This is a genomic window from Bacillus aquiflavi, assembly GCF_019915265.1.
GTDB classification, from domain to species: Bacteria; Bacillota; Bacilli; order Bacillales; family Cytobacillaceae; genus Bacillus_BT; species Bacillus_BT aquiflavi.
This window is the reverse complement of record NZ_CP082780.1, coordinates 1,619,855-1,643,842: the sequence shown is the minus strand read 5'-3', so window position 1 is coordinate 1,643,842 and position 23,988 is coordinate 1,619,855. Positions and strand designations below refer to the sequence as shown.

Sequence of the window (23,988 nt, the reverse complement as noted above, 5' to 3'; positions counted from 1 at the left end):
CACTCCTAAAGATGCCAGTATCTAGTTCTTCGTTTGCAAATTGATTTTCGAATAGTTGATATTCATATAAAGGAGTCCAATCCCCTTTTTCATAAGCTGAAAAATGGCTGCTTTATTTTTAGCCTGCTTCTCTTGAACGAAAGCAAGTGCTTTTTCGTAATCGTCCTTAAGCTCTTCTGATATAGAAGCAATTGAATTTTTTAAAATCGTCATAAGCTCTTCTGCTTGATCCGCTTTTAACTTACTAATATATGCTTGTTCTTTATCCTTCGCCTCTTAAAAAATAAAGACATATCCTATCGAAATGAATAGTAAAAGCAGGAGATGAACTTGTTTTAATAACCGTTTCTGTTTCATTTTTCTCCATTCAAATATAATAAAATTCCACAATATCGAAAATCTTTTTTGCGTATTCCCACGATGAAATGGCTTCTCCTTATCAGTAAAATAAAATAAATCTGTTTCTTTCTCACGCAAAACAATCGCTAAAGTTAATAAAATAAAGCTCCATCCGAAAGCTGAAAGGAGAGATAACCACATTTGGCTACTTGATGTTTGTGCAATTAATTGCAACAGGCGAAAAGATTGAAATGGATTTAACGGGCTTTGCAATAATGGATACGTATCTGTGACAATAAACCCGAGAAATAGTGTCGCACTAATAAGCATTAATGCACTAAAAGAATTTTTTAACACCATGCTAAATAGGAAGACGAAACTAAAAACAAAAGCACTGGCTCCCATAAACATGAGGGCTGTTCTCAATAAATAAATAAAGGTGGAAATAAGGGTAATCGTTTCTCCTGTCTCAATCAACTGTGGATACTTAAGATTTATACTGTAATCTGCGAAAAGGAACGGAGTCAGTACTCCTAAAGCAATCACGAACAAAAAAAATATGAAAAGCACGATAAGCAAGCTGGCATATTTTGCTACAAATTGTCGCCATTTAGGAATTGGCTGTGTTCTGAGCGTCAGCCATGTACGCTGTTCTCGTTCAGCTGTAATCGTATTTCCGAAGAGAAGCAATAAAATTAACATTCCAAACATGCTAAAAAGAAGCTCAATGCTTTGTTTTAACACAAGAGCAGGAGATAGCGGGTACTTTTCATCATCATAAGCGAGATGATGTGTGATCAGCCACTCACTTTTCTGAATTGCTTTTTCTCGCTCGATTCCCTTTAACACTTCGAATTGACCACCATACTTTTCAAACTGCTGTAAATTATGCAAAAATTGTTGTTCATGGTTTGGAATTTCGCTCCATCTTTTATGATTAATCGCAACTTCCCAATGTACTAAGGCAACTCCCATATCTTGTACGTGCTCGAATTGCTTAGTTTGCAATTCGTTGAGACCGTTTTCATTTCGGAGCATTTCTAAATTTTCTTTTATTCGATTTACCTCTGAAAATAGCGGATTGAGTTTTCCAAGAGCATTTTGAACCCTTAACGTTTGTTGAGAAACATTTTATTGGAAAATAAAACCAATCCCGAAAAGAACGATTAAAAACAACCAAATCAATTTTTTTTGGCGCCATAACTTCTTCATTTCAAATTGAGTTAATTTCATCATGTATCTTCCTTATGCCCGAAAATCTTTTGATAACGGTCTTCTGAACCGAGCATTTTTTTCTCGATATCTAATATGGTCATTTGTTGTTGATCTAACATTCGGAATATTTTGCTGATCGAACAGTCCTTTGCAGAGAGAATTAATTTACGATCCACGATTTTTACTGGAATATTTGCTTTTTCCAACGCATATTGTGCCTTCTCGAGATGATTTACAGTCAATTGATAACAAATTTTCTCGTGTTGAGGAATCTCTTCTTTTATTAATCTACCATTTTTCAGAAATAAAATATGCGATGTAATGAGATCAATTTCTAGCAATTGATGTGACGATAATATGATCGTCGTTCCATTTGCTAGTAATTCTAATAAAAGCTTCCGTACTTTTATTGCACTAGTAGGATCAAGTCCATTTAAGGGTTCATCTAAAATTAATAATTTCGGCTGATTTAAAAGTGCCATCGTTAATAATAGATGCTGCTTCATACCGAGAGAATAATTTCCTACTTTTTTATGGAGATAACTCGTTATCCCGATACGTTCAGCAGTATCGATCATTTGCTGTTTCGGTATTTTTTGTACATCACCGATAAATTGACAATGATCATATCCAGTCAAATAATCATAGAGTACAGAATTGTCTTGCATAAAAGAAACCTCTTTAAAAATTTCCGGATCTTTGTTGCTTTTATTTAAAATAAAAATTTCACCTTTGTCGGCAGTCAATAGGTTCGTAATGATGCTAAGAAGTGTCGATTTACCCGAACCATTCGGTCCAATTAAAGCAACAATTTTTGGTGTTTCAATTTCAAAAGTAATGTCATTTAATACTTTTTCCTTTCCATATGATTTATGTACTTGATTAACTGATAAAATCATATTGATGTCCTCCAAAAGAAACTCTTAATATTTAAGGCGGAAAAGATCATTAAGCCTGGGTAGAAATGTTCATCTTGTTTTTAGAAGAGGATTTCTTTACAAGTTAAAATATTTTTGACGCATTATCTTTTTCCATTTTTCCCATTTTTAAAAAATTTCTTCTTTCTCCCTTTTTATTTCACCACCCTCAGACACTCTACCTCTGAATGTTTTTCCTTCTTTTATTAACGTATATTTAAGGTGGAGAAATTCAAGTTATAGCCGCAGTTTTTGAATTATACTTGCAAATATCTATTTTTCAACTCATTTCACATCTTTATTTCATTATGTATCGATGCTTATTCAAGCATACCCTCTTACCTTTATCTATACTTATTAAGGCTTTACACCTTTCTGACATATATACATTACAGCTTTATGTACTACTCAAATATCAACAAAACATGAGTCCCTATTGATCTCTATTGATAAATATTCTTCATTATTAACCAGCCTGATTGGATTTAAATTTCTCCCTTCCATCATTTATTCCATAAAAAAAGATAGCAATTGATCAAACGATCCTTCTCTCCTGCTCTCGGTAAATTTATCCCCTTTTTCCACATCTATAGTCGTAAACAATCTTCTAGTCGGATCATTCCTTCAACAGCATGTTCAATTTCACTCACTTATTCTAGGTGGTTTTCAATGTTTGTTGAATGGCTTCAATGCCGGTATAAATCTCACGGGCATGTAAGATTTTAATGGCTTCTTTAACTTTTCGTGGAAAATTTATGTATAAGAGTATTTTTTTTACATTTATATTAATAGTAAATATAAATTCTACTACTTTCAAAGGGTTTTTAACCTTTTTGTGTAGAAAATAGCGTTACCCATGAAATAATTCACGCAATTAAAATGGTATACAATTCTTCATGATCATCTTAGTAACTAGATCAATAATAGATAGCCTTCTAATAAAATAAGTGTGATCTTTCCTTAAATGGTTCGTTTTCCAAATGAGCTTTTAGGAGTAGAACATTCGAAGAACTTTAAAAGTTTATAGTATTGACGAGAATAAGGCTTTTACAGCAGAAAAATATAAATATTTTTAGTTAATCACTAAGAAGATAAAGTTGTAACCCATTTTGTTCTTTTTATCTGAACTTTTTTCGTATTTTAGAGAAGTGATATTGCTTAAAAGAAACGATATTTGATTTTTAAATGTTAAGAAAATGCCCTTTATCTATTGAAGCAAGATAAAGGGCGTTACATTTTCCTCTTTAGCGCAGTGCGGTTTTCAAGTAGTTTTTTAACTGTGTTTGCAGTTCGATTTTTTTTATTTTTCCGCTTGATGTAATTGGAAATTCATTCAGAAATACGATATGATCTGGTATTTTGTAATTTGCTACTCTATTTTGCAAATAAAGTTTAATAGACTCTTCATTTTCTTGGCATCGTTGTTTTAATTTAAGAGCGGCGCAGGAAACTTCACCTAATACCGTATCTGGCAAACCGACGATCGCTGCTTCAAGAACGCTAGGGTGCTTATATAATAATTCCTCGATTTCTCGTGGATAAATGTTATAGCCTCCGCGGATAATCATTTCTTTTTTCCGTCCTATAATTCGAATATAACCATTTTCGTCGATTGTGCCAAGATCTCCTGTACGATACCAGCCTTCTTGATCCAACGCTTCTAGCGTTTGCTCTTGCATTTCGTAATAACCTTTCATGATTCCGGGACCTTTACAAACAATTTCGCCCACTTCGTTTGCACCTAAAGTGTTGCCTTGCTCATTAATAATTTTTATTTCTACTTCGGGTGCGACTGTTCCGACTGTTTGTGCCCTCAAATCATCAGGATCATCAAAACTTGTGAACGTAACTGCGGATGATGTTTCCGTTGCCCCGTAAGCAACGATCACTTCGCACCCCATATCTTTACGAATGGCTTTAATCACTTCTTCAGGACAAGGAGCTGCAGCAATTATTCCAGTGCGTAACGTAGAAAGGTTTGTCTCCTTCAGGGCTTGATGATTAAGTTCTAAAATAAACATTGTCGGCACTCCGTGATGTACAGTCACACGTTCTGTTTCAATTAAATGAAGTGCATTTTCTGGCTTATAGCTTTCCATTAATACTAATTTCGATCCAGCTACTACTGCAGAAAGGATGCTTGGGACCATTCCGAAAATGTGGAATACAGGAACAGGGACAAGAAATACATCTTCACTGTTGCACCGGAGCCATTCGGCAACCATTATGGCAACGCTTACAAAGTTTCTATGAGTCAGCATGGCTCCTTTCGGTTTGCCAGTAGTTCCAGATGTATATAAAATTGCGAACACATCGTCCTGCGGAGTTATTATCTCTTCAACGGCAGATTGTTGTTTGCCGATTGCCAACAATTGTCCGAATGAATTAAAACCAGTTTTGTGAAACCTTACTGTAAAAATTTGCTGAAGTGATTCATTTTCGTCTGAAATAAATGGCTGTAGTAGATGAAGATGGTTAAACTCTTCAATCACAAATGCGGCTTTCGCTTTTGAATTTTTCACAATATATTCAAGCTCTTCTGAACGATAACGAGTATTGGCCGGGATCATAATCGCACCTAGCTTTGCTAGTGAAAAATAAATGACGACAAATTCCATCCAGCCGGGAACACAGACAATGATTTTATCACCTTTCTGTATTCCATGCTGCTTTAGGGCTGTAGCAAGTTGATCAACTTGCTCTTTCAACTCACTATAAGTAATGCGCTTCTTTCCATCATAAACAGCTTCTTTATTTGGAAAAAGATGATACGAACGATCTAAAACTTGAAAAACTGTTAACTCGTTAGTCATATCTGCCCTCCGCCTTTCTTAAAAATGTTCCTAAATAGCTCATATTACTTATCTGCTATTATTTTGTATGAATAGAAAACTAAATATTTTGAATACTCCCCCAAATATATTATACTGCCCCAAACTGAAAATAAATACGTATATCATGTAGGAAGACAAAGTGCCTTTCTCCTAAGTTTTGCGGATTTTAATAATATAAATCATATAATTTAAAAGCGATCATTATGTTTAAACGATGTTCGGAACAACTAATATCTACGTTTAACAGTGTTTGAATTTTTTCAAGGCGATATTGTAAAGTACTCCGATGAATAAACAATTTTTTAGACGTTTCCTTCAAATTTCCATTATAAGACAAGAATGTTCGTAAAGTATGAAATAAGTCCATGCTTTTACCGTCAGTATAACTTAACAAAGGTCCTAAATGTTTTTTGACAAATATTTTAACTAATTGAGTATCTTTTAACTGGTGAAGGAGAGTGTAGACGCCTAGTTCTTCGAAAAGTGCGTAACCTTTATCAAGGAAGTGAGAAGATATTACTTTCATTGCCTGTACAGCTTCACGATAACTATGATAATAATCAACGAGTTGCACTGTTTTCCTCCCTATCCCTAAGTAAACATTTCCTTCTGTTTCATTAAAACCCATCCATTTTTTTATATCTTTATAGAGACGGTTCCAGAATAGATCTGGTGTTGTCGTTTCTTGATCAACAGGGAGAATTAACACTAATTCCTCTCCTTTTGAGGCGGTCTGTATATAGGGTGCATAATTAGATAGATGAACCTTTAGACGTTCCCAATACAATGGCTTTTCAGCTTCGATTTCAAAAAAACTTGTTTTCTTCTCATCTTTTAAACTTATTTTTAAAAATGCTACTCTATGTGGCTTAAACAAATTCCATTGGAAAATATTCGCATATTGAATGATCGTTTCTTGATCCTCTATCTGTTCAACGAGCAACTTATTAATAAACGTATCTTTTACCTGTGCTTTCGCATCAAATACCAATTTCTTTTTAAGGAACTGTAGAGAATAAATATTTAAAGCAATATCGATTCCAAGCTTGAAAAAGTCATCTGACTGATTAGGGTGAATCTTTACGATAAGATACCCTAATACATCTCGATTATCAATGACTGACCAAACTGAGAATGTATTCTTTTCAACTTCTAACTGATAAGAGTCTCTTTTTTTAATCGGAGGGAGCAGACTCATTTTATCAATAAGAGAAGTGAATGTACTCGGATCCATCCCATTTAAATATTTTCCTAACGGTCTTAAAAAGCGATCAAGGACGATAATCGAAGTTGTAAAAATCTTGCCGATAATTTCACTGATCCCATCGAAGCTTTCTTGTTCGACCGTTTTTTTCACTAGTTTCTGTTGATAGTTTAACAGCTTTTGAAGAAACTGTTTTTGGTTGCGTTCATTCTGATAAAGCTGAGCATTTTCAATCATAACTGCTATATGGTTTGAGATGAGCTCAAGTGTTTCTAAATCACTTTTCGTAAAAAAGTTCGGCTCCTCTTTTTCAACGTGCAAAACACCAATAATCTTTAAATTAATTACGATCGGAACTGTTAAATGATTGCCTCCCGGTTTTTCAAGCCATGGAAAGTAATGTTCCAATACATATGTATTTTCCACTTTTATAAACTCTGGGTATGAAATTTTTTGATACGAGGGGTGCTGTAAAATAAAACAACTTTCTTCTTCCTTATATAGATACAGGCAGCTTGCATCAGCTTGAGTAATGTTCGCGGCTTTTTTTGCTAAGCTTTCAGTTATCTTTTCTATCGGGGAATTGACCATTAAATTCGGGGTGAAGAAACCCGTCTCAATCATTTTCTGTTTTTGTGCTTCTTTTTGTTTAATAAGATTAATTGCAACCGCAACGCTATTTCCAAATTCAAGAAAAACAGAATCCATCTCCATATATAGTTCAATTTCTTTTTTAAAACCGATAATACAGACACCAAAGCTCATTCCATTATCAATAATTGGGACTGTAAACCACGTCTTTAATTTCTCTTGCTTTAACAGTAAAGTTAACACACAATCTTGTTTTTCTAGTTGAGTATACGTCAAACTTTTTTCTAACATGTCGTGACTACAGTTTTTTATCGGCAGCGGAAAGAATTGTTTGAACAAAGAAGAAGCATTGTTTAAAGCACCGTGTATTAATTGATCTCCTTCTTTTAATAAAATAAAAACACTATCACAAGGGAGTTCTTCTTTGAAAGAGTTAATTAAGAAATGAAACGTTTCCTCTCTAGTATTAAATTTCACTAAATTTCTAGCCGTAATCCGAAGATGGTGATCAATTCTTCTCATTAATCGCTCTTTTTTATTCACATCTTTACACTTCCTTTCTATATGATTTAGCTGCTCTATAAATATAGATAGTAAAAGTTATTTCGCCAATGTTGATTAAAATCCCTGTCATTCGAGTTGAACCTTACCTTGATTTAGCTACTTTAAAGGTAAAAAAGCTGTTTCAAAAAACAGCTTTTTCTTGAGCTTGTAGACAAAGTCATAATTTGACACAGACTCGTTTAGAAACACTTGTCAGTAGGTGCGAGCAACGAGACGGAAGCAAATAGAACATACGATTCAGGAGCTTATAACGAAGCTAACAATCCGAGCGTTTATTAACAGTCTGAACGTTGTTTAAAAAACAGCCTTTTCCCTGGAAATATACTTTTCCGATGCAATTACTGTATCAGCAATCCTTCGTTTTAAATCGACGATATTTTCGGGACATTTCATGATAAGCTGACTTGCCATCTTAGAAAATGTATCTTCTGCCCGTATATGATGGGAAATGTTTAACGCTTTAAGCCCGATTAATTGAGATGTTTCATAGACAAATAATTTCGTATAGTCAATTTTTTGACGAACATGTTCTTGCGTGGAAGTTTTTATTGCCTTTTCTGTTCTTAAAATGACACTTTCGATTGCATATATACTAATGACTACATCAGTAATGAATGCAGCTACTTCTTGTTCAATGTTAAAATGATGCAGAGCATTTTCCTGCACATTGAATATCGTTGAATGATAGAGCTTTTTCATCTGCTGAAGGAGCATTCTTTCTTCCCGCAGCAGACCGTCTGCATCATTTTCTTTTTGCGTTGCCTGCATGTACTCTTTTAATAATGTTGACGCAATTAAGATTCGATTGATTTCATTTGTCCCTTCAAAGATTCGGTTGATTCGCGAATCACGATACAGTGTCTCGACTTCATATTCTGCCATATATCCGTATCCACCGTGAATTTGCACCGCTTCATCAACGACAAAATCTAATATTTCAGTCGACATGATTTTATTAATTGAACATTCAACAACATACTGGGCAATTGTTTCAGCAAAATGAGCGCCTGTCTTTTTCATGTTTTCAAATCCTGTCTGTATTGCCCCTGCTGTTCGATAAATGACACTTTCATTTGCATATATTTTTGTCGCCATAGTGGCAATTTTATCTTTTATTAAGTTAAAATTCGATAATAGCCGTCCGAACTGTTTTCGTTCATTTGCGTATTTTACTGCAAGTTCGAGCGAACGCTTTGCTGTTCCTAATGAGGACGCGGCGATTTTATGACGGCCAATATTTAAAACATTAAATGCGATCACATGTCCACGACCGACTTCACCGATAATATTATCTGCTGGTACTTTTACGTTATCTAAAATAAGTGAGCGTGTAGACGAACCATTTAGCCCCATTTTCTTCTCTTCAGTACTAGTTGTCACACCCTCGTAGTCTTTCTCAACGATAAAAGCGGTAAATTTTTCTCCATTCACTTTTGCATATACGATAAATACGTCTGCAAACGCTGAATTTGTAATCCATTGCTTTTCACCATTTAAGACATAATATGTGCCGCATGTTGATAAAACCGCTTTTGTCTTTATACTCATTGCATCCGTTCCAGAGGAAGGCTCTGTCAAGGCGTACGCGGCGATCATTTCACCTGCTAAAATACGTGGCAAGTAGATTTGCTTTTGTTTTTCTGTGCCAAAATAAGCGATCGGTAACGCACCAATGCCAGTCTGTCCGCCAAAAGTAATTGAAAATGAGCGGCCAAGAGCCATTATTTCTGAAATGATTGCCGCGCTTACTTTACCTAGGTCAAGTCCTCCATCTTCCTCTGGAATATCTGCACTAATTAAGCCGAGATCACCTGCTTCTTTCATAAGCCGTATCGTCTCCGAAAATTGTTGCTTTTCAATTTTCTCTAGTGCGGGCATCACTTTATGATTGATAAATTTCATCGTGGTATCAGCAAGCATTTTATGTTCTTCATGAAAATCTTCTGGTGTAAATATTTCCTCTGGCAACATGTCATCAAATAAAAAATGCTTATTTCGCATCGTATTTTCACTTCCTTTTTTTGCTTATTGCTGAAACGGTTAAAAAATTGTAAAAGCCTCAGACTGTTTGTTAACTCTTACTAGTTAGAAAGCTCATATGCTTTACGATGTGTGTAGGCAACAACAGTCTAAGTCTTTGATTGCTGTTTTATTTTGTTACAGCCTTTCCCATATCGCAGCAATTCCTTGCCCTCCACCGATGCAAAGTGCAGCAGCGCCGTACTTTTTATTTCTGCGTTGAAGTTCATATATAAGTGAAAGTGTGATCCGTCCACCGCTTGCGCCTAGTGGATGTCCAAGTGCAACCGCTCCGCCATTGACGTTTCCAATTTCAGGGTCAAAATTGAGCTCTTTTTGACATGCTAAATACTGTGCTGCAAATGCCTCATTAATTTCAATTAAATCGAGGTCTTTTAATGTTAAACCTGCTTTTCTTAATGCTTCACGGATCGCTGGGGCAGGACCAATCCCCATTATTTTCGGCTCTACCCCAACTACTGCATAGGAAACGAGTCGTGCAATTGGAGTTAAATTATTTTTTATCGCATATTCACTAGATGTTAATACAGTCATTGCTGCACCATCATTTATACCGCTCGCATTACCCGCTGTTACGACACCGTTCTTTTTAAAACGTGCTGGAAGTTTTGCTAATTTTTCGAGTGATGTCAAACGAGGGTGCTCATCACGGTTGACGATTTTTTCTTCACTTTTTACTTTGATGATGACAGGGACAATTTCTTTTTCAAACAGACCATTTTCCATTGCTGCTAATGCTCGTGTTTGACTGCGGAACGCAAACTGATCGATTTCTTCACGAGAAATATGATATTTTTCCGCAAGATTTTCCGCGGTAATGGACATCGTACAATCGCCATATGAGTCATAAAGAGCTGCCCATAAATAATCTTCCATTTGTCCATGACCAAGCGGGGTGCCCCAGCGTGCGCCGCGGATAACATGTGGTATTTGACTCATATTTTCAGTCCCGCCTGCTAAAACGACTTTATGATGACCGAGCATAATCGAGTCCGCACCTGTGGTAAGTGCCTGAAGACCTGAACCGCACAAGCGATTAACAGTAAGACCTGACGACTCCTTCCGTGCCCCCGCCTTTAAACCAATATGGCGTCCAATATAAATCGCATCAGAACTTGACTGAATGACGTTGCCGACTATTGTTTCATCTATTTGTTCAGGATCGATATTTGATCGCTTAATGGCTTCTTTTGCTGCAGCCACCCCTAAATCAATCGCAGAAATACTTTTCAAACTGCCGCCAAATTCTCCAAAAGCGGTTCGTGCTCCTTCAATTAGTACCACATCTGTATTTTTCATGTTCATTCGCTCCTATCTCCCAACATATACTGGTTTTCGTTTTTCAACGAACGCCTGTAAACCCTCTTTCCGATCTTCTGTTGAAAATGCATTAACGAAGCATGCACTTTCAATCGTCAAACCAGACTCAATATCAGTATTGCCGCCAGCATTAACAGCTGTTTTTATCATTTGCAAGGCGATAGGCGGTTTGCTCGCTAATTTCTTTGCCCAATCTTTTGCGGTTGATAAGACTTCGTCAGCTGGAACTACTTTATTAACAATGTGCAAACTTAATGCTCGCTGTGCATCAAACATCTCTCCAAAATAGAGAAGCTCTTTTGCAATTCCTTGACCGACAATTTTTTGTAACCGTTGTGTCCCGCCTCCGCCTGGAATAATCCCTAGACCAACTTCAGGAAACGCAAATTTCGCCTTGTCCGAGCTTATTCTTAAATCACAAGCTAAAGCAAGTTCAAGCCCTCCGCCAAGCGCAAGACCATTTATTGCTGCGATAACAGGTTTCGTTAAAGTTTCGATTTTTGTAAAAACAGTCCGGGAGATTTTATTCATTTTATGAACACCTGCAAGATCAAGATTAGCCATTTCATTTATATCTGCACCCGCAACAAATGCTTTCTCGCCGCTGCCAGTAAGTACGACTGCCCGCACTTCATCATTTACTTCAAGTTCAGCAAATAATGCTAATAATTCTTGAAAAACTTGCGTATTTAACGGATTGACAGGAGGTCGATTAAGCGTCACAATCGCTACCTTATCTTCAAATTTATATTGCAAAAACGCATCATTCATGATTTTTCATTCCTCCATTATTAATCGTAGTCGTAAAAACCTGCACCTGTTTTTTTCCCATGCCTGCCGGATCTAACTAACTGTTTGAGAAGAAGCGGCGGTGCAAAACGATTCTCATTCAATTCTGCTTTAAAATATTCCATGACGTAATAACCAATATCAACACCCGCAAAATCTTGCAGTTCAAAAGGGCCCATCGGATAGTTTAAGCCGAGTTTCACTGCCTTATCGATATCCTCCGCTGTCGCCACACCTTCTTCAAGTAGCTTGATTGCTTCGATAAACTGTGGAATCATGATCCGATTGACGATAAATCCCGGAGTATCTTTCTTTACTTCTACTGCTTCTTTATTTAACTGTTTGGAAAACGTTTTCAATTCTTCAACTGTTTCGTCACTTGTTTGAAAACCGCGTACAACTTCAACGAGTTTCATTATTTGAGCAGGATTAAAAAAATGCATGCCCGCAACCCGTTCTGGACGTTTCGTCGCAGCTGCAATTTCCGTAATAGACATTGAGGATGTATTTGTCGCTAAAATGACACCTTCTTTTACAATTTGGTCAAGTTTTTAAAATACTTCCTTTTTTAACTCAAGATCTTCAATAACAGCTTCAATGACGATATCCGCATCTTCTAGCTGTTCAAGATTCGTTGTCATGTTAATACGCTCAAGTGTTTTTTGTTTTTCCTCAGGCGTCATTTTCCCTCGAGACACACTTTTTTCCATAAACTGATCGATTCGTTTTATAGCATTTTCCAAAAAACAATTTTCAATATCATGTAAAATCACCGTAAATCCATTCATCGCCACGACGTTTGCAATACCTGAACCCATTGATCCTGCGCCTACAATTCCAACTGTCCGAACAGACATTTCGTCATCTCCCTATTTATTTTAATATTAAATATTTTCTGTAAATAAATTATAACGTTACCATCTTTATGATTGTACCTACATAATGAAGGAAAAAATGCTGTTTTTTTCGTTAAAAAGCGGATAAATAAAAAACAACAGCGAATTTTCCTACTGTTGTTTTAAAAGTGGGAGCTGATAATAGCCATTTAGATGATAGGACATGCTTTATGAAGAGTATGAAGCTGTATCTTTGCTTCGTTGATTACACTAGCAATGATTTTCTCCACTGATTGAATTTCATTAATTAAACCAATTGTTTGTCCTAATGAAATCACCCCAGCATCAATATCCCCATTATGAATTAACTGTTTGTATGATTTTCCGCTAATATAAGGATAAAGCTCTTCAAATGAACAATCATTACCTTCCATTGCGACAACTTGTAGAGCAGTGTTAGTTTTCATCACTCTCATCGGCTTTTGCAAAGAACGTTTGACGATGACAGTGTCGGTTTCATTTAAATGGAGTAAATGTTTTTTCACTTTTTCATTTAGTGGATTTTCCTTTGCCAACAAAAATCTTGTCCCCATTTGGATTCCTTGTGCTCCAAGAGCTAAAGCTGCCACAAGAGACTTCCCAGTGCTAAAGCCGCCTGCGGCAATGACGGGAATGCTTACTTCTTGAACTGCTCTTTGAATAAGAGTCAAGCTAGAAATATCATCTAAGCCTGGATGTCCCCCACATTCATATCCAACTACAACTACAGCATCACATCCTATTATTTCCGCCTTTTTTTCAAATCGAACTGTTGGAACGACATGTGTAACGATAATTCCTGCTCTTTTTAATTTTTCCATATAAGGCTCTGGATTTTGACCGGATGTAAAAACGATTGGCACTTCTTCCTCGATTACAGCTTCTACAAACCGATCCATAGGTTGACGAATTCCTATTGTAATGTTAGCTCCAAAAGGTTTATCGGTCTGTTTACGAACATTGCGAATAGCTGTTCTGAATTCCTGCTTATTTTCATAACTTCCCGCTGTTAATAATCCAAGAGCACCAGCATTAGATACAGCTGTAACAAGCGTTTCTTTCCCTAGTTCTTGTAAACCGCCTTGAATAATAGGATGTTCAATTCCGAATAAACTCGTTATTCCGGTTCTAAACAAAATTGTCACCTTCCTTATGATAATATGTAAAAAAGATAAATAACCGCAGTGTATAAAAAAATCATTAAAATTGCAAAAGGAGCATTCCAGCGAATAAGATCAGGAATGTTCACTTTTAATAATTGTGCTGTAATGATATTTACCGGAGTTGTTGGTGAAATTAATGTCGACAATGACCAAGAACACGTTAATGTTAAAGCAAACATTAAATGAGAAAAGCCAAACTCTAACGGATTCACACTAGATAAAAAAGCACTGATCGTTACAATTTGATGGATGCCTGCTAAGGCGAATAGCATCGTGATTATCAACATAAACAGAATGACTAAAATGATCGTCTTGTTTGCTAAAAACATAAATAACTTTTGTACATGTTGACCTAAAGGTGTCATCGAAAGGGTTTCACTAAAAAATCCAGCAGTTAAAAACAAAACAACTTCATTAGCTCTTTTTGGTAAAACATTCATCGAAAATTGATGAAATTGTAATAAAATTTCTTTTACTTTCCTTAAAAAAAAACACCATCCAAAAGTAATTAAAACAACAATCATTGTAATGACTATGCTCATATTCGTATTCACAAATCTTTCTATACTTAAAACAATGACAACTAATAAGAAAAAGACAACCGCTAATTCTTTTACCTTTTTGCGATTTATATTGTGAAGTACACGCGGACGATGTTGAAAAGATATCTTATCTTTTTCACGATAACGAAATAGTAAATTTGCAGCAATTAACTGGATCGTCCCCAATATGAAACTATAAAAAATAAAATTTGCTACAGACAAATTTAATGTAAATAAAATGAGGAATACTGACGCAAAAAATGGCGACCATGTAATGACTGATGTAAATCCTCTTACATAAACTCTACCTAAAAACTCCTTCGGAATATGAGCCTTTTCAATAATAGAGTGCACAACTGAAATAGAACCTAAATTAACAATCGAACCTAAAACAAAAATGGTGGACGAAATCCATAAAAAAAGCAAGCTCTTCTTTTCAGTAAATCGGATAAGAAATTTCATCATTTCTTGATTGTATTGACCAATGCTTAATGGAATCGCCAATACTGGAACAAAAATAATTAAAATGACTAACGACATGTTTTTTGTAAACATTGGTGTCCATATCGAAAACGGTTTGGCAGTCCAAATCATCACAGTCATTCCGATTAGCAGCATTAATAATGAAAATATACGAGGTAAACCTGACGTAATAGGTAAACAAAGTAAAATAACAACAAAGGATAAAAATCCTACGTAAATAAAATAAGAATCAAATAAAATGAAATAGTTTAGCAGGAAAGTAAAAACTAACAGCAAAAGCAACACATTCATTACTTTTTCGTATATGAACAAATCATATCTCTTCCTTATTGTTTTTTTAATAACATGCTATGTTATAAAACTCGAAACTCGTTCATTTATTTACTCATTTTCCTTTTAACGATATACAAAGGGGAAAGCAAACGAACTATCTTTCTCACTTCGTATCGTTAAAAGGAACGAATGAGTCTAAAATAACAATATTGCTTAACATAGCTAATTAAAAAGATCGGATCGTTTCCTGCTAGAATGCTATTCACTTATGGCAAGCTTTCGCCCCAGCTTATTATTCCATCTAACGCAACGATGCCTTTCCCCTCTTTTAGAACAACTACAGGATTAATATCAAGCTCCTTTAATAAAGCTCCTTGACGATAGGCAAAATTTGCTACATGTGACAAAGCTTCAGCAAAGGCATTAATGTCAGCCGGATCTCTCCCTCTCGTCCCAGTTAAGATCGGATATCCTTTTAAACTCTTAATCATTTCTAATGCAGTTTCTTTACCGAATGGGGCTTTTCGTAAGGAGATATCTTTCAAAACTTCAATAAAAACTCCCCCAAATCCGCACGCTACAATTGGACCGAAAGTGGGATCGTGTTTTATTCCAATAAACATTTCAATTCCATCTTCAGTTAACATTTCTTCTAGTAATATTCCTTCTATTTTTGCTTCCGGCGAATAACGTTGTGCATTTTCGATTAATTCATAAAAGGAATTGATTGCTTCCTGTTTTGTTTCAATTCCGACCTTAACAGCTTTCGCATCTGTTTTATGCAAAATATTTTGTGAGATCACCTTCATCACTACAGGAAATGTAAAGCTGTTTAAAACCGATTGTAATTGTTGCTCAGATTGTACAACTACGCCTCTCGGAATGTTAAAATGTAAGTTTTTTAACATAGGTTTCACTTTTTCTTCTGTCCAAACATTTTGTGGATCGTCTAGCAATATTTGCGAAGCTGTCACCGTTTGATCTTTAGAACGTCTAATATATTTCGAGTGTTTCACTAGCATAGAAATTGCCTGTATCGTTTGTGAAGGAGTTTGATATACAGGGATTCCTGCATTTTGTAAAATATTTAATCCCCCGCCAACAATATCTTTCCTTCCAGTAAGAGTGACGATAATCGGTTTCTCTGTTTTTTTATCTAGCTCGATAATATCTTGACACACTTTTTCCCCTAATTTTCCGCCTAGCGTAGTAGCCACAACGACTAAATCACACTCTTCTGCTTCCACAAGCGCTTCGATTGTATCACTTAAAATAGATTTGTTATTTAAAGCTTGTAAAGTAATATCAATCGGATTCAAAGATGAACCAAAGGAAGGAATAATACCCTCAATCATTTCTTTTGTTTTCGAAGATAATTCGGCCATTTCTAATTCATATTCCTCACTCAAATCAGCCATAGCAATGCCCGATGCACCTGAAGTAGTAACAACAGCAATTTTTGATCCTGAAGCATACTTTTTTCGCGAAAAAATCTTCATTGCATCGATCATATCGTTCATGTCACGAACCGAAATTGCACCGTATTGCTCTGCCACTGCTTCATATACATCTGATGAACCAGCTATCGATGCTGTATGAGATAACGCTGCTTTTTGCCCTAGTTGAGAGCGGCCTGATTTTAAAATAATGACAGGCTTCCTCTTTTCTTTTGCACGTTTCAAAATATCGATAAATTGTTCTCCATCAGGAATACTTTCTAAATAAGCTGCAAGCACATCTGTTTTTTCATCATTTAACATCTCAACAAGAAAGTCTAAAGTCGAAATATCAACTTGATTTCCAGTGTTTGCAATGTAGGAAAATCCTATCTTTTCTTCTTGAGCAAGACCAAAAACAGAGTAACCAAATGCACCGCTTTGAGAAGCGAGCGCAACATTTCCAGAAAGAAACGTTTGCGCCTCAAACGATGTAGCAAATCCCATCGGAATTTGTTCTAAAACATTTAGACATCCTACACAGTTAGGGCCAATTAGTCGAATATCGGCTTTTTGGGCAATTTGTAAAACCTCTTGCTGCAGTTTCTCTCCCGTAGATCCAAGCTCAGCAAAGCCGGCTCCGAACAAAACAGCGTATTGAATTTTTTTCTCAGCGCATTGTTCCATAACATCCTTAATCCTTTTAGATGATATCGCAATAAGAGCCAACTCTACTTCAGTTGGAATATCTAAAATAGTTGGATAACATTTATATTGTTGAATTTGCTTATACTTTGGATTAACTAAAAACAACTTTCCTTTATATTGGTGGTTGATTAAGTTTCGGATCGGTTTTCCGCCTATACTTGTAAAATCTTCGGAAGCACCAATAATCGCGATCGAAGCTGGCGAAAAAAACGCTTTCATATTAAAATCCTTCATTTTTAACAACTTCCTGTTCCCCCTCTATTTTAAGATCCGTTTTGTTTTGTAATCGGATAAAGACAAACACGACAACTCCTACTGCAAGCCCTCCTATTGTTAATGCAATATTAGGAATAATAATGAGTAGTGAGGTCACGAATAAAAGTCCTCTTAAAAGCCAATTTTTTATTTCTCCTGCCCCAATTAAATACCCCTCTAAAGAGGACGATAATAGGAAGACACCTAGAACAGCTGAGGTGATTACGATTAAAACTTCGTCCACGCTGCCTCTCCCGATCAATGCAGGATCATATACAAAAAAGAACGGAATAATAAAGGTTACAATTCCTAAACGTACTGATACAAACCCCGTTTTCATAGGATTCGCTTTAGCGATTCCAGCAGCTGCAAAAGATGCTAACGCAACAGGCGGAGTAATGTAAGATACAGTTGCCCAATACAAAACAAATAAATGTGCTGCAATTGGATCAATTTGCATTTGCACTAACGCGGGAGCTAGAATAACGGCCAAAAAAATATAAACAGCAGAAACGGTCATTCCCATCCCTAAAATGAAGCTCGTAATCGCTCCAGCAATTAAAATAAGGATTGTGCTATCTCCCGCTGCTGTAATGAGTTCCCTTGAAAAGGAGAAAGAAACACCTGTGATAGATAAAGCGCCGACGATAAACCCAATTCCAGCAATTAAACAAGTTAAATCTGTTAAAACCTTTCCTATGTTAATCATTAAGTCGTATAACTTTTTCTTATTAAATCTTGTTTCCTTTTTTACCATTGCAAGGATTAAAATTAATAAACTTACATAAAAAGGGGCGTGTCCTTCATTTCGCATAAAAATAAGGAGATAAGTAAGCAACGCTAAAGCAAATAAATAAAGCCAGCCACTTTTTAATGTTTCTTTTAATGAAGGAATTTGACTAACTGGCAACCCTTTTAAATTATTTTTTGCCGCAAAGCCATCAGCTTGAATGATTAACGCAAAGAAATAAAGTACCGCTGGAATTGCAGCTGCGATAGCGATTTCACTATATGGTACTCCAATAAAAGAAGCCATAATAAATGCTGCAGAACCCATAATAGGAGGTGTAATTGTTCCTCCAGTGGAAGAACACGCTTCAACCGCGGCGGCATAATGTGGCGGATATCCACCTTTTTTCATTGACGGAATCGTCATTGCACCAGTAGTAATTGTGTTTGAAATTGCACTTCCGCTTAACATCCCAAAAAATGCGCTGCTAATAATCGATACTTTCGCAGCTCCTCCTCTAAAACGACCAAAAATCGATTGGGCAAGATTGTAAAAAAAATCTCCGCCTCCTGATGCTGTTAAAATGACACCAAATAGCATAAAACCTATTAGCAGACTGCCTACAGTTTCAAAAGGAATACCAATGATACTGTTTGTACTCATGGCATGATTTCGTGCCGTAGTAATAAAATCAAACATTTGTCCTTGCAAAAAACCGATCGGCATCGAACCCGCAATGAGTGGATAAAAAGAAAATATTCACTACTAATAATCATAATCGGCAACCCGGCAACACGACGAAGTGATTCAAGCAGAAGAAACCAAAAGACAACACTTAAAATAGTCGGTAAAGTAGGAGAAATATACTCCCATCCTTCACTAATCATTTTTTGACCATTCATACCGAAATAAAATGGAATACCAAAGGATAGTAACGCTAAAATGACATCAAAAATATGAACTTTCTGGTTTGAAAGCTTTTTACTTAATGGATACATAATAAAAGAGATCGGCATAAAGCAAGCAATTAAAAAATATAGGTAAGATGTTTTAATTGGGATAAGCTAAATAGCTTTAAATAGAATAATTGATTAATAGCAAGGAAAATCCCCATTGCTGTAAGGATTACAATGATGCTTCCCCAAAATTTATTTATACGTTGATTCAAGTTTTTCACCTCTCTAAATTAAGCAGTATGCATGGGATAATTGAGACCCATGCATACTAATTGCTTATTTCATGTATTCGTTTTTCTTTTTGAGCCAATATTCTGGAAACTTATCTTGACTGATTCCTTCTTTATCGGCTTCCTTAACAGCTTGATCCCATGCTTCTTTCAGTTTTTTACCTCTTTCAATTAATCCGTTATTTTTCTCTTCATATTCATCTGTCCAAAGACCCTCTTCTTTTAAAAATTTAATTGTCCCTTCATGCATCGGAACTCCATAAGGCTCAACAATAATCTGATCTTTACCCCAATTAACTAGATTGGCAGAACCTTGATGCCATTTATCAAAAGTAGCATCAAAAGCTTTTAATAACGCATAAATTTCGTCCTCACTTTGGTTTGCATAAGCTACTACCGCATACCCGTATCCCATTATATTAGCTGGATTATCTTTCGACATCCCTGCACCATTATCCATTGTTCCGGGAATCATCCATGGGGCAACCTCTTGTACACGACCCCATCCGCCTTTTTCATTTTCAGGCATTTCAAGCCATTTGATTCCTTCTAAACTATCTAATTCAAATAAAGCGGAAGCGGAAGGTAACATTGAGACTACATCTAATTCACCTTGTTTCAAAGCATCGCCTTGAGTTCCGTATGACGAAATTTCTACTTTTTTTTCATCGTCCCAAGTAAGACCAGCAAAAGCGAGCATTGCTTCTGTTTTAATATTTATTGAATGATTTCCAGTAATGAAAGGCACCTTTTTTCCTTTTAAGTCGTTTATTGATTCGATTCCTGATTTTTCAAGAACAGCTAGTCCAAAATAACTATACGGTGTCCAAACTACCCTTAAATCTTGTGGTCCCCAACTTTTTTCTGAAAATTCATAAATGCCTTCAAATGCAAACTGGTACTCATCACCAAGTCTCCCGATAAAAGCCATGTTATTTTTCATTGGCTGCATTCTACCAACTCCACTGGATGACGGCAAGAGGCGGATTTGAGTGCCATACGTCTTTGTCAGCTCATTGGCAATCGCAGTTGCCTCCGCATAACCTCCAGAACCTACATCGTACACACTCCATACCATTTTACTAGGGAGGTTCTCTATTGAACTTGAGTCACTTTTTTTCTTTTCACCTTCTTTAGAAGCTTGCTGACTTCCACATGCTGAAAGAACTAAAATACAAATAAGCACGATCGAAATGTTAAACCAATTTTTCATTTTCATCCTTTACACCCCGTTTTCTTATTCATTTGAACTAACAATGCTCTTTCATTAAATAGCTAAGTTTTCTACGATCGTTGAAATCCCTTGACCTCCGCCAATACATAACGTAACAAGTCCATATTTAGTACCTGTTCGTTCCATTTCATGTAATAGCTTCGTCATTAACACAGAACCTGTGGCGCCAATAGGGTGACCTAATGCAATCGCCCCTCCATTAACATTTACTTTATGAATATTTAAGCTTCCCTCTTTAATTACAGCTAAAGCTTGAGCAGCAAATGCTTCATTTAGTTCGATTAAACCAATGTCTTCTAATTTTAAACCGCATTGTGCTAGTGCTTTTTGTGTAGAGTAAACAGGTCCTATCCCCATGATTTCAGGTGAAACTCCACTAACTGCTTGCGCGATAATTTTTGCTTTCGGCTTTAATCCATACTCCATCGCTTTATTTTCAGACATCATTAGCACAACACTTGCCGCATCATTCCGACCGCTAGAGTTTCCAGCAGTCACCGTTCCATTTTTTTTGAAAACTGGATCAAGTTTCGAAAGCTTTTCAATTGAAGTTTTCCGCGGGTGCTCATCTTGATCGAAAACAATCGTTTCCTTTTTCTTTTTGATGTCATAAGAAATAATTTCTTTTTTAAATTTTCCATTTTGAATTGCTTGTTCAGCCAATTGTTGGCTGCGTAGGGCAAATTCGTCTTGCTCTTCACGGGTAATTGAGTACTTTTCGGCTAAATTTTCAGCTGTTAACCCCATTGTTAAATTTCCATATTTCTCAACAGGTTGTGACATCGGTTGACTCTCTGTATTCGGATCAAGCAAAAGTCCATTTCCAGCTTGAAGACCGTATCGTGCATTCCGAATATAGTAAGGGGCAGTACTCATACTTTCTGCTCCTCCAGCGATGATCACTTCAGATAAACCTAGTTTTATTTGCATATGTGCATTATTAATTGCTTGTAATCCTGAACCGCATTGGCGATGGACTGTATATCCAGTTACTTCAACTGGAAGCTGTGCCCGCAATGCCGCCAATCTTCCTAAATTAGCGGAATCAGTACTTTGTTTTGCTTGTCCCAAAATAACTTCATCTACTAATATTTCTTCATTAGTACGAGTTAAACAATCCACGTATATTACTTTAGCAGCTAAGAAATCGACCAATTCATTTTTTAATGTCCCCCCCATTCGGCCAATAGCTGTACGAACAGATTCTACTATGACAGGCTGATTCATCTTGTTACCTCCAAAAATGAATATTCTCTCTTTAATTCACTAGCGATAATGTTCCGTTGAATTTCAGATGTTCCTTCGTAAATTTTTGTAATCCGTGCATCACGAAAGTAACGTTCAATTGGATAATCTTTCATATATCCAATACCTCCATGAATTTGAACCGCTAAATCAGCAATTTTGTTATATACTTCTGAACCGAATAATTTTGCAATCGCTGCTTCTTTTACAACCCTTAACTTTTCATCTGTCATCCAGGCGACGCGATAAGTGATCGAACGTAGTACTTCAATTTGCATACTTATTTCTGCCAACATATGTTGGATTGCTTGTTGCTCAAAAATTGGTTTTCCAAATTGTTCACGCTGTTGCGTGTACTCCATACAGTACTCTAGTAATTTAATACTCGATCCTAAATTTCTAGCAGCTAAACCGGCACGTCCGCTAGCTAAAATCTTCAAAGCGTTTATATACCCTTCACCTTCTGCTCCAAGAACATTTTCAGCTGGAACCTCTAAATTTTCAAAAAATAGTTCTGCAGAATGGGAGCCTCTTAATCCCATTTTTTGCTCTACATTTCCGACAATAAAGCCAGGGAAATCTTTCTCTACGATAAATGACGTAATCCCTTTCACTCCTTTGGAACGATCGGTTACTGCCATAACTGTAAAAACATGACCATCTACCGCATTTGTTATATAATGTTTTGAACCATTAATAATGTAGCGATCACCTTTTCTTTCGGCTGTCGTTTTAAGTGCTGCTGCATTAGATCCTGCACTTGGTTCAGTTAAAGCGAAAGCTCCAATCCATTCCCCAGTTGCCATTTTAGGCAAGTATTTGCGCTTTTGTTGTTCATTCCCAAGCTCGACAATTCCAACTGTACCGATGCCTGAATGGGCACCAATTAGTGTTGTATAGCCGTTATGAGTTTTTCCTAATTCTTCATAAATTGCACATTTATCTACCATTGACAATCCTAAACCGCCATATTCTTCAGGAATACTAAGACCAAACAGTCCCATTTCTTTTGACATTTCGATAATTTTTTCAGGAATGTGGTCGTTTTCCTCAATTTCCATTGACAACGGATCGACTACTTCTTTCACAAATCTTTTAACATTATTTCTCAATAATTCAATATCTTCTGATAATTTAAAATCCATTTTGTTCTTCCTCTCTCTTTTTATTTTTCTATTTTTACTATTTGTTATAATCATAAAAACCTTTACCAGTTTTTCTACCAAAACGTCCTGCTTTAACATATTTGATGAGAATCGGACTTGGACGATATTTTTCACCAAGCGTTTTATATAAATATTCCATATTTCTTAACCGCGTATCTAATCCGACCAAATCCGCAAGCTCAAGCGGACCCATCGGATGGTTTATTCCAAGCTTAATCGCTTTATCGATATCTGCCGCGGATGCAACTCCCTCCATTAACATATTCATTGCTTCATTTCCAATTAAACAATTCATTCTACTCGTCACAAATCCAGGAAATTCATTAATTTCAACCGTTTCTTTGTTCATTTTTTCAGCTGCTGCTTTTACTTTTGCCACGGTGTCTTCGGTAGTTTCCAACCCTTTAATAATTTCTACTAATTTCATTTTGTGCACTGGATTAAAAAAATGCATGGCAACACAGCGATCTGGCCGTGATGTTTGTGCTGCAATTTCAGTTGGACTCATCGTTGAAGTGTTTGTCGCTAAAATTGTGTGTTTCGAGCATATTTGATCGAGTTTTTGAAAAATTGCAATCTTTAAATCGATTTTCTCTAAAACAGCTTCAATAACTAAATCAGCTTCTTTTGCAGCAATGTTCATATCCTCTTCAAAATTTAAATTTCTTTTTGCAATTTCTGCTGTTTCTTTCTTTAAAAATCCGTTTTCAACACTGCGATCTAGAAGATTTTCAATCGCTTCTTTTGCTTGCTTGAGTGTTTCTTTACTAATATCATGTACAAATACTTTATAACCCGAAATTGCGGATGTGTATGCAATTCCTCTTCCCATCGTTCCAGCACCGATCACTGTAATTGTTTTCATTATTCTTCTCCTCG

The 23,988-nt window shown here is 36.1% G+C and carries 17 protein-coding genes and 1 pseudogene; all 18 read right to left on the bottom strand.

Annotated elements, in window-relative coordinates; all coding sequences use genetic code 11:
• Nucleotides 1–21 precede the first annotated feature (21 nt).
• The 18 genes and pseudogenes from K6959_RS08100 to K6959_RS08015 all read right to left on the bottom strand — a co-directional run bounded on the left by K6959_RS08100 (nucleotide 22) and on the right by K6959_RS08015 (nucleotide 23,974).
• Nucleotides 22–213, bottom strand: coding sequence for a hypothetical protein (locus K6959_RS08100; protein ID WP_223088136.1), 192 nt, complete (start codon nucleotides 211–213; stop codon nucleotides 22–24).
• Nucleotides 214–276: 63 nt separating this feature from the next.
• Nucleotides 277–1,377, bottom strand: coding sequence for an ABC transporter permease (locus tag K6959_RS08095; RefSeq protein WP_163241367.1), 1,101 nt, complete (start codon nucleotides 1,375–1,377; stop codon nucleotides 277–279).
• A gap of 194 nt (nucleotides 1,378–1,571) precedes the next feature.
• The gene (locus tag K6959_RS08090; RefSeq protein WP_163241365.1) at nucleotides 1,572–2,453 is read right to left on the bottom strand and encodes an ABC transporter ATP-binding protein; all 882 of its coding nucleotides are present in this window, start codon (nucleotides 2,451–2,453) and stop codon (nucleotides 1,572–1,574) included.
• A gap of 1,262 nt (nucleotides 2,454–3,715) precedes the next feature.
• Entirely contained in the window at nucleotides 3,716–5,284 is a 1,569-nt protein-coding gene (locus K6959_RS08085) for a class I adenylate-forming enzyme family protein (RefSeq protein WP_163241363.1), read from the bottom strand.
• Between the two features lie 187 nt (nucleotides 5,285–5,471).
• Nucleotides 5,472–7,643 carry a helix-turn-helix domain-containing protein gene (locus K6959_RS08080; protein WP_223088135.1) on the bottom strand — a complete coding sequence of 724 codons (2,172 nt, stop codon included), beginning with the start codon at nucleotides 7,641–7,643 and terminating at the stop codon, nucleotides 5,472–5,474.
• Between the two features lie 315 nt (nucleotides 7,644–7,958).
• A complete protein-coding gene (locus K6959_RS08075; protein WP_163241359.1) occupies nucleotides 7,959–9,665 on the bottom strand; it encodes an acyl-CoA dehydrogenase family protein in 1,707 nt (568 codons plus the stop codon).
• 156 nt (nucleotides 9,666–9,821) lie between these two features.
• Complete coding sequence (locus K6959_RS08070) at nucleotides 9,822–11,003, bottom strand: acetyl-CoA C-acetyltransferase (RefSeq protein WP_223088133.1); 1,182 nt, start codon at nucleotides 11,001–11,003, stop codon at nucleotides 9,822–9,824.
• A 12-nt stretch (nucleotides 11,004–11,015) separates the two neighbouring features.
• Nucleotides 11,016–11,795 carry an enoyl-CoA hydratase/isomerase family protein gene (locus K6959_RS08065; RefSeq protein ID WP_163241355.1) on the bottom strand — a complete coding sequence of 260 codons (780 nt, stop codon included), beginning with the start codon at nucleotides 11,793–11,795 and terminating at the stop codon, nucleotides 11,016–11,018.
• A 20-nt stretch (nucleotides 11,796–11,815) separates the two neighbouring features.
• Nucleotides 11,816–12,670 (bottom strand): annotated as a pseudogene (locus K6959_RS08060) (3-hydroxyacyl-CoA dehydrogenase family protein).
• 188 nt (nucleotides 12,671–12,858) lie between these two features.
• Nucleotides 12,859–13,833, bottom strand: coding sequence for an NAD(P)H-dependent flavin oxidoreductase (locus K6959_RS08055; RefSeq protein ID WP_262421929.1), 975 nt, complete (start codon nucleotides 13,831–13,833; stop codon nucleotides 12,859–12,861).
• Between the two features lie 5 nt (nucleotides 13,834–13,838).
• Complete coding sequence (locus tag K6959_RS08050) at nucleotides 13,839–15,188, bottom strand: hypothetical protein (protein WP_223088131.1); 1,350 nt, start codon at nucleotides 15,186–15,188, stop codon at nucleotides 13,839–13,841.
• 227 nt (nucleotides 15,189–15,415) lie between these two features.
• Complete coding sequence (locus tag K6959_RS08045) at nucleotides 15,416–17,527, bottom strand: acetate--CoA ligase family protein (protein ID WP_246234631.1); 2,112 nt, start codon at nucleotides 17,525–17,527, stop codon at nucleotides 15,416–15,418.
• On the bottom strand, nucleotides 17,514–19,004 hold the full coding sequence (locus K6959_RS08040) for a TRAP transporter permease (RefSeq protein ID WP_223088130.1): 1,491 nt from the start codon (nucleotides 19,002–19,004) through the stop codon (nucleotides 17,514–17,516). The genes K6959_RS08045 and K6959_RS08040 overlap by 14 nt, the downstream gene beginning before the upstream one ends.
• Before the next feature lie 301 nt (nucleotides 19,005–19,305).
• Nucleotides 19,306–19,446 (bottom strand): hypothetical protein, encoded by a 141-nt coding sequence (locus tag K6959_RS08035; RefSeq protein ID WP_223088127.1) that lies wholly within the window; start codon nucleotides 19,444–19,446, stop codon nucleotides 19,306–19,308.
• A 64-nt stretch (nucleotides 19,447–19,510) separates the two neighbouring features.
• Entirely contained in the window at nucleotides 19,511–20,683 is a 1,173-nt protein-coding gene (locus tag K6959_RS08030; RefSeq protein WP_223088125.1) for a TAXI family TRAP transporter solute-binding subunit, read from the bottom strand.
• A gap of 48 nt (nucleotides 20,684–20,731) precedes the next feature.
• Nucleotides 20,732–21,925 (bottom strand): thiolase family protein, encoded by a 1,194-nt coding sequence (locus K6959_RS08025; protein WP_223088124.1) that lies wholly within the window; start codon nucleotides 21,923–21,925, stop codon nucleotides 20,732–20,734.
• Nucleotides 21,922–23,088, bottom strand: a complete 1,167-nt coding sequence (locus K6959_RS08020; protein ID WP_163241341.1) for an acyl-CoA dehydrogenase family protein — start codon at nucleotides 23,086–23,088, stop codon at nucleotides 21,922–21,924. The genes K6959_RS08025 and K6959_RS08020 overlap by 4 nt, the downstream gene beginning before the upstream one ends.
• Before the next feature lie 37 nt (nucleotides 23,089–23,125).
• Nucleotides 23,126–23,974 (bottom strand): 3-hydroxyacyl-CoA dehydrogenase family protein, encoded by an 849-nt coding sequence (locus tag K6959_RS08015; protein ID WP_223088122.1) that lies wholly within the window; start codon nucleotides 23,972–23,974, stop codon nucleotides 23,126–23,128.
• Nucleotides 23,975–23,988: the final 14 nt, after the last annotated feature.

What these genes read in the sequence shown, in the direction of transcription:
- K6959_RS08025 (WP_223088124.1), bottom strand. Translation starts at nt 21,925, where the DNA reads ATGAATCAGCCTGTCATAGTAGAATCTGTTCGTACAGCTATTGGCCGA.
- K6959_RS08100 (WP_223088136.1), bottom strand. Translation starts at nt 213, where the DNA reads ATGACGATTTTAAAAAATTCAATTGCTTCTATATCAGAAGAGCTTAAG.
- K6959_RS08085 (WP_163241363.1), bottom strand. Translation starts at nt 5,284, where the DNA reads ATGACTAACGAGTTAACAGTTTTTCAAGTTTTAGATCGTTCGTATCAT.
- K6959_RS08020 (WP_163241341.1), bottom strand. Translation starts at nt 23,088, where the DNA reads ATGGATTTTAAATTATCAGAAGATATTGAATTATTGAGAAATAATGTT.
- K6959_RS08040 (WP_223088130.1), bottom strand. Translation starts at nt 19,004, where the DNA reads ATGCCGATCGGTTTTTTGCAAGGACAAATGTTTGATTTTATTACTACG.
- K6959_RS08030 (WP_223088125.1), bottom strand. Translation starts at nt 20,683, where the DNA reads ATGAAAATGAAAAATTGGTTTAACATTTCGATCGTGCTTATTTGTATT.
- K6959_RS08095 (WP_163241367.1), bottom strand. Translation starts at nt 1,377, where the DNA reads ATGCTCCGAAATGAAAACGGTCTCAACGAATTGCAAACTAAGCAATTC.
- K6959_RS08065 (WP_163241355.1), bottom strand. Translation starts at nt 11,795, where the DNA reads ATGAATGATGCGTTTTTGCAATATAAATTTGAAGATAAGGTAGCGATT.
- K6959_RS08045 (WP_246234631.1), bottom strand. Translation starts at nt 17,527, where the DNA reads ATGAAGGATTTTAATATGAAAGCGTTTTTTTCGCCAGCTTCGATCGCG.
- K6959_RS08070 (WP_223088133.1), bottom strand. Translation starts at nt 11,003, where the DNA reads ATGAAAAATACAGATGTGGTACTAATTGAAGGAGCACGAACCGCTTTT.
- K6959_RS08090 (WP_163241365.1), bottom strand. Translation starts at nt 2,453, where the DNA reads ATGATTTTATCAGTTAATCAAGTACATAAATCATATGGAAAGGAAAAA.
- K6959_RS08015 (WP_223088122.1), bottom strand. Translation starts at nt 23,974, where the DNA reads ATGAAAACAATTACAGTGATCGGTGCTGGAACGATGGGAAGAGGAATT.
- K6959_RS08075 (WP_163241359.1), bottom strand. Translation starts at nt 9,665, where the DNA reads ATGCGAAATAAGCATTTTTTATTTGATGACATGTTGCCAGAGGAAATA.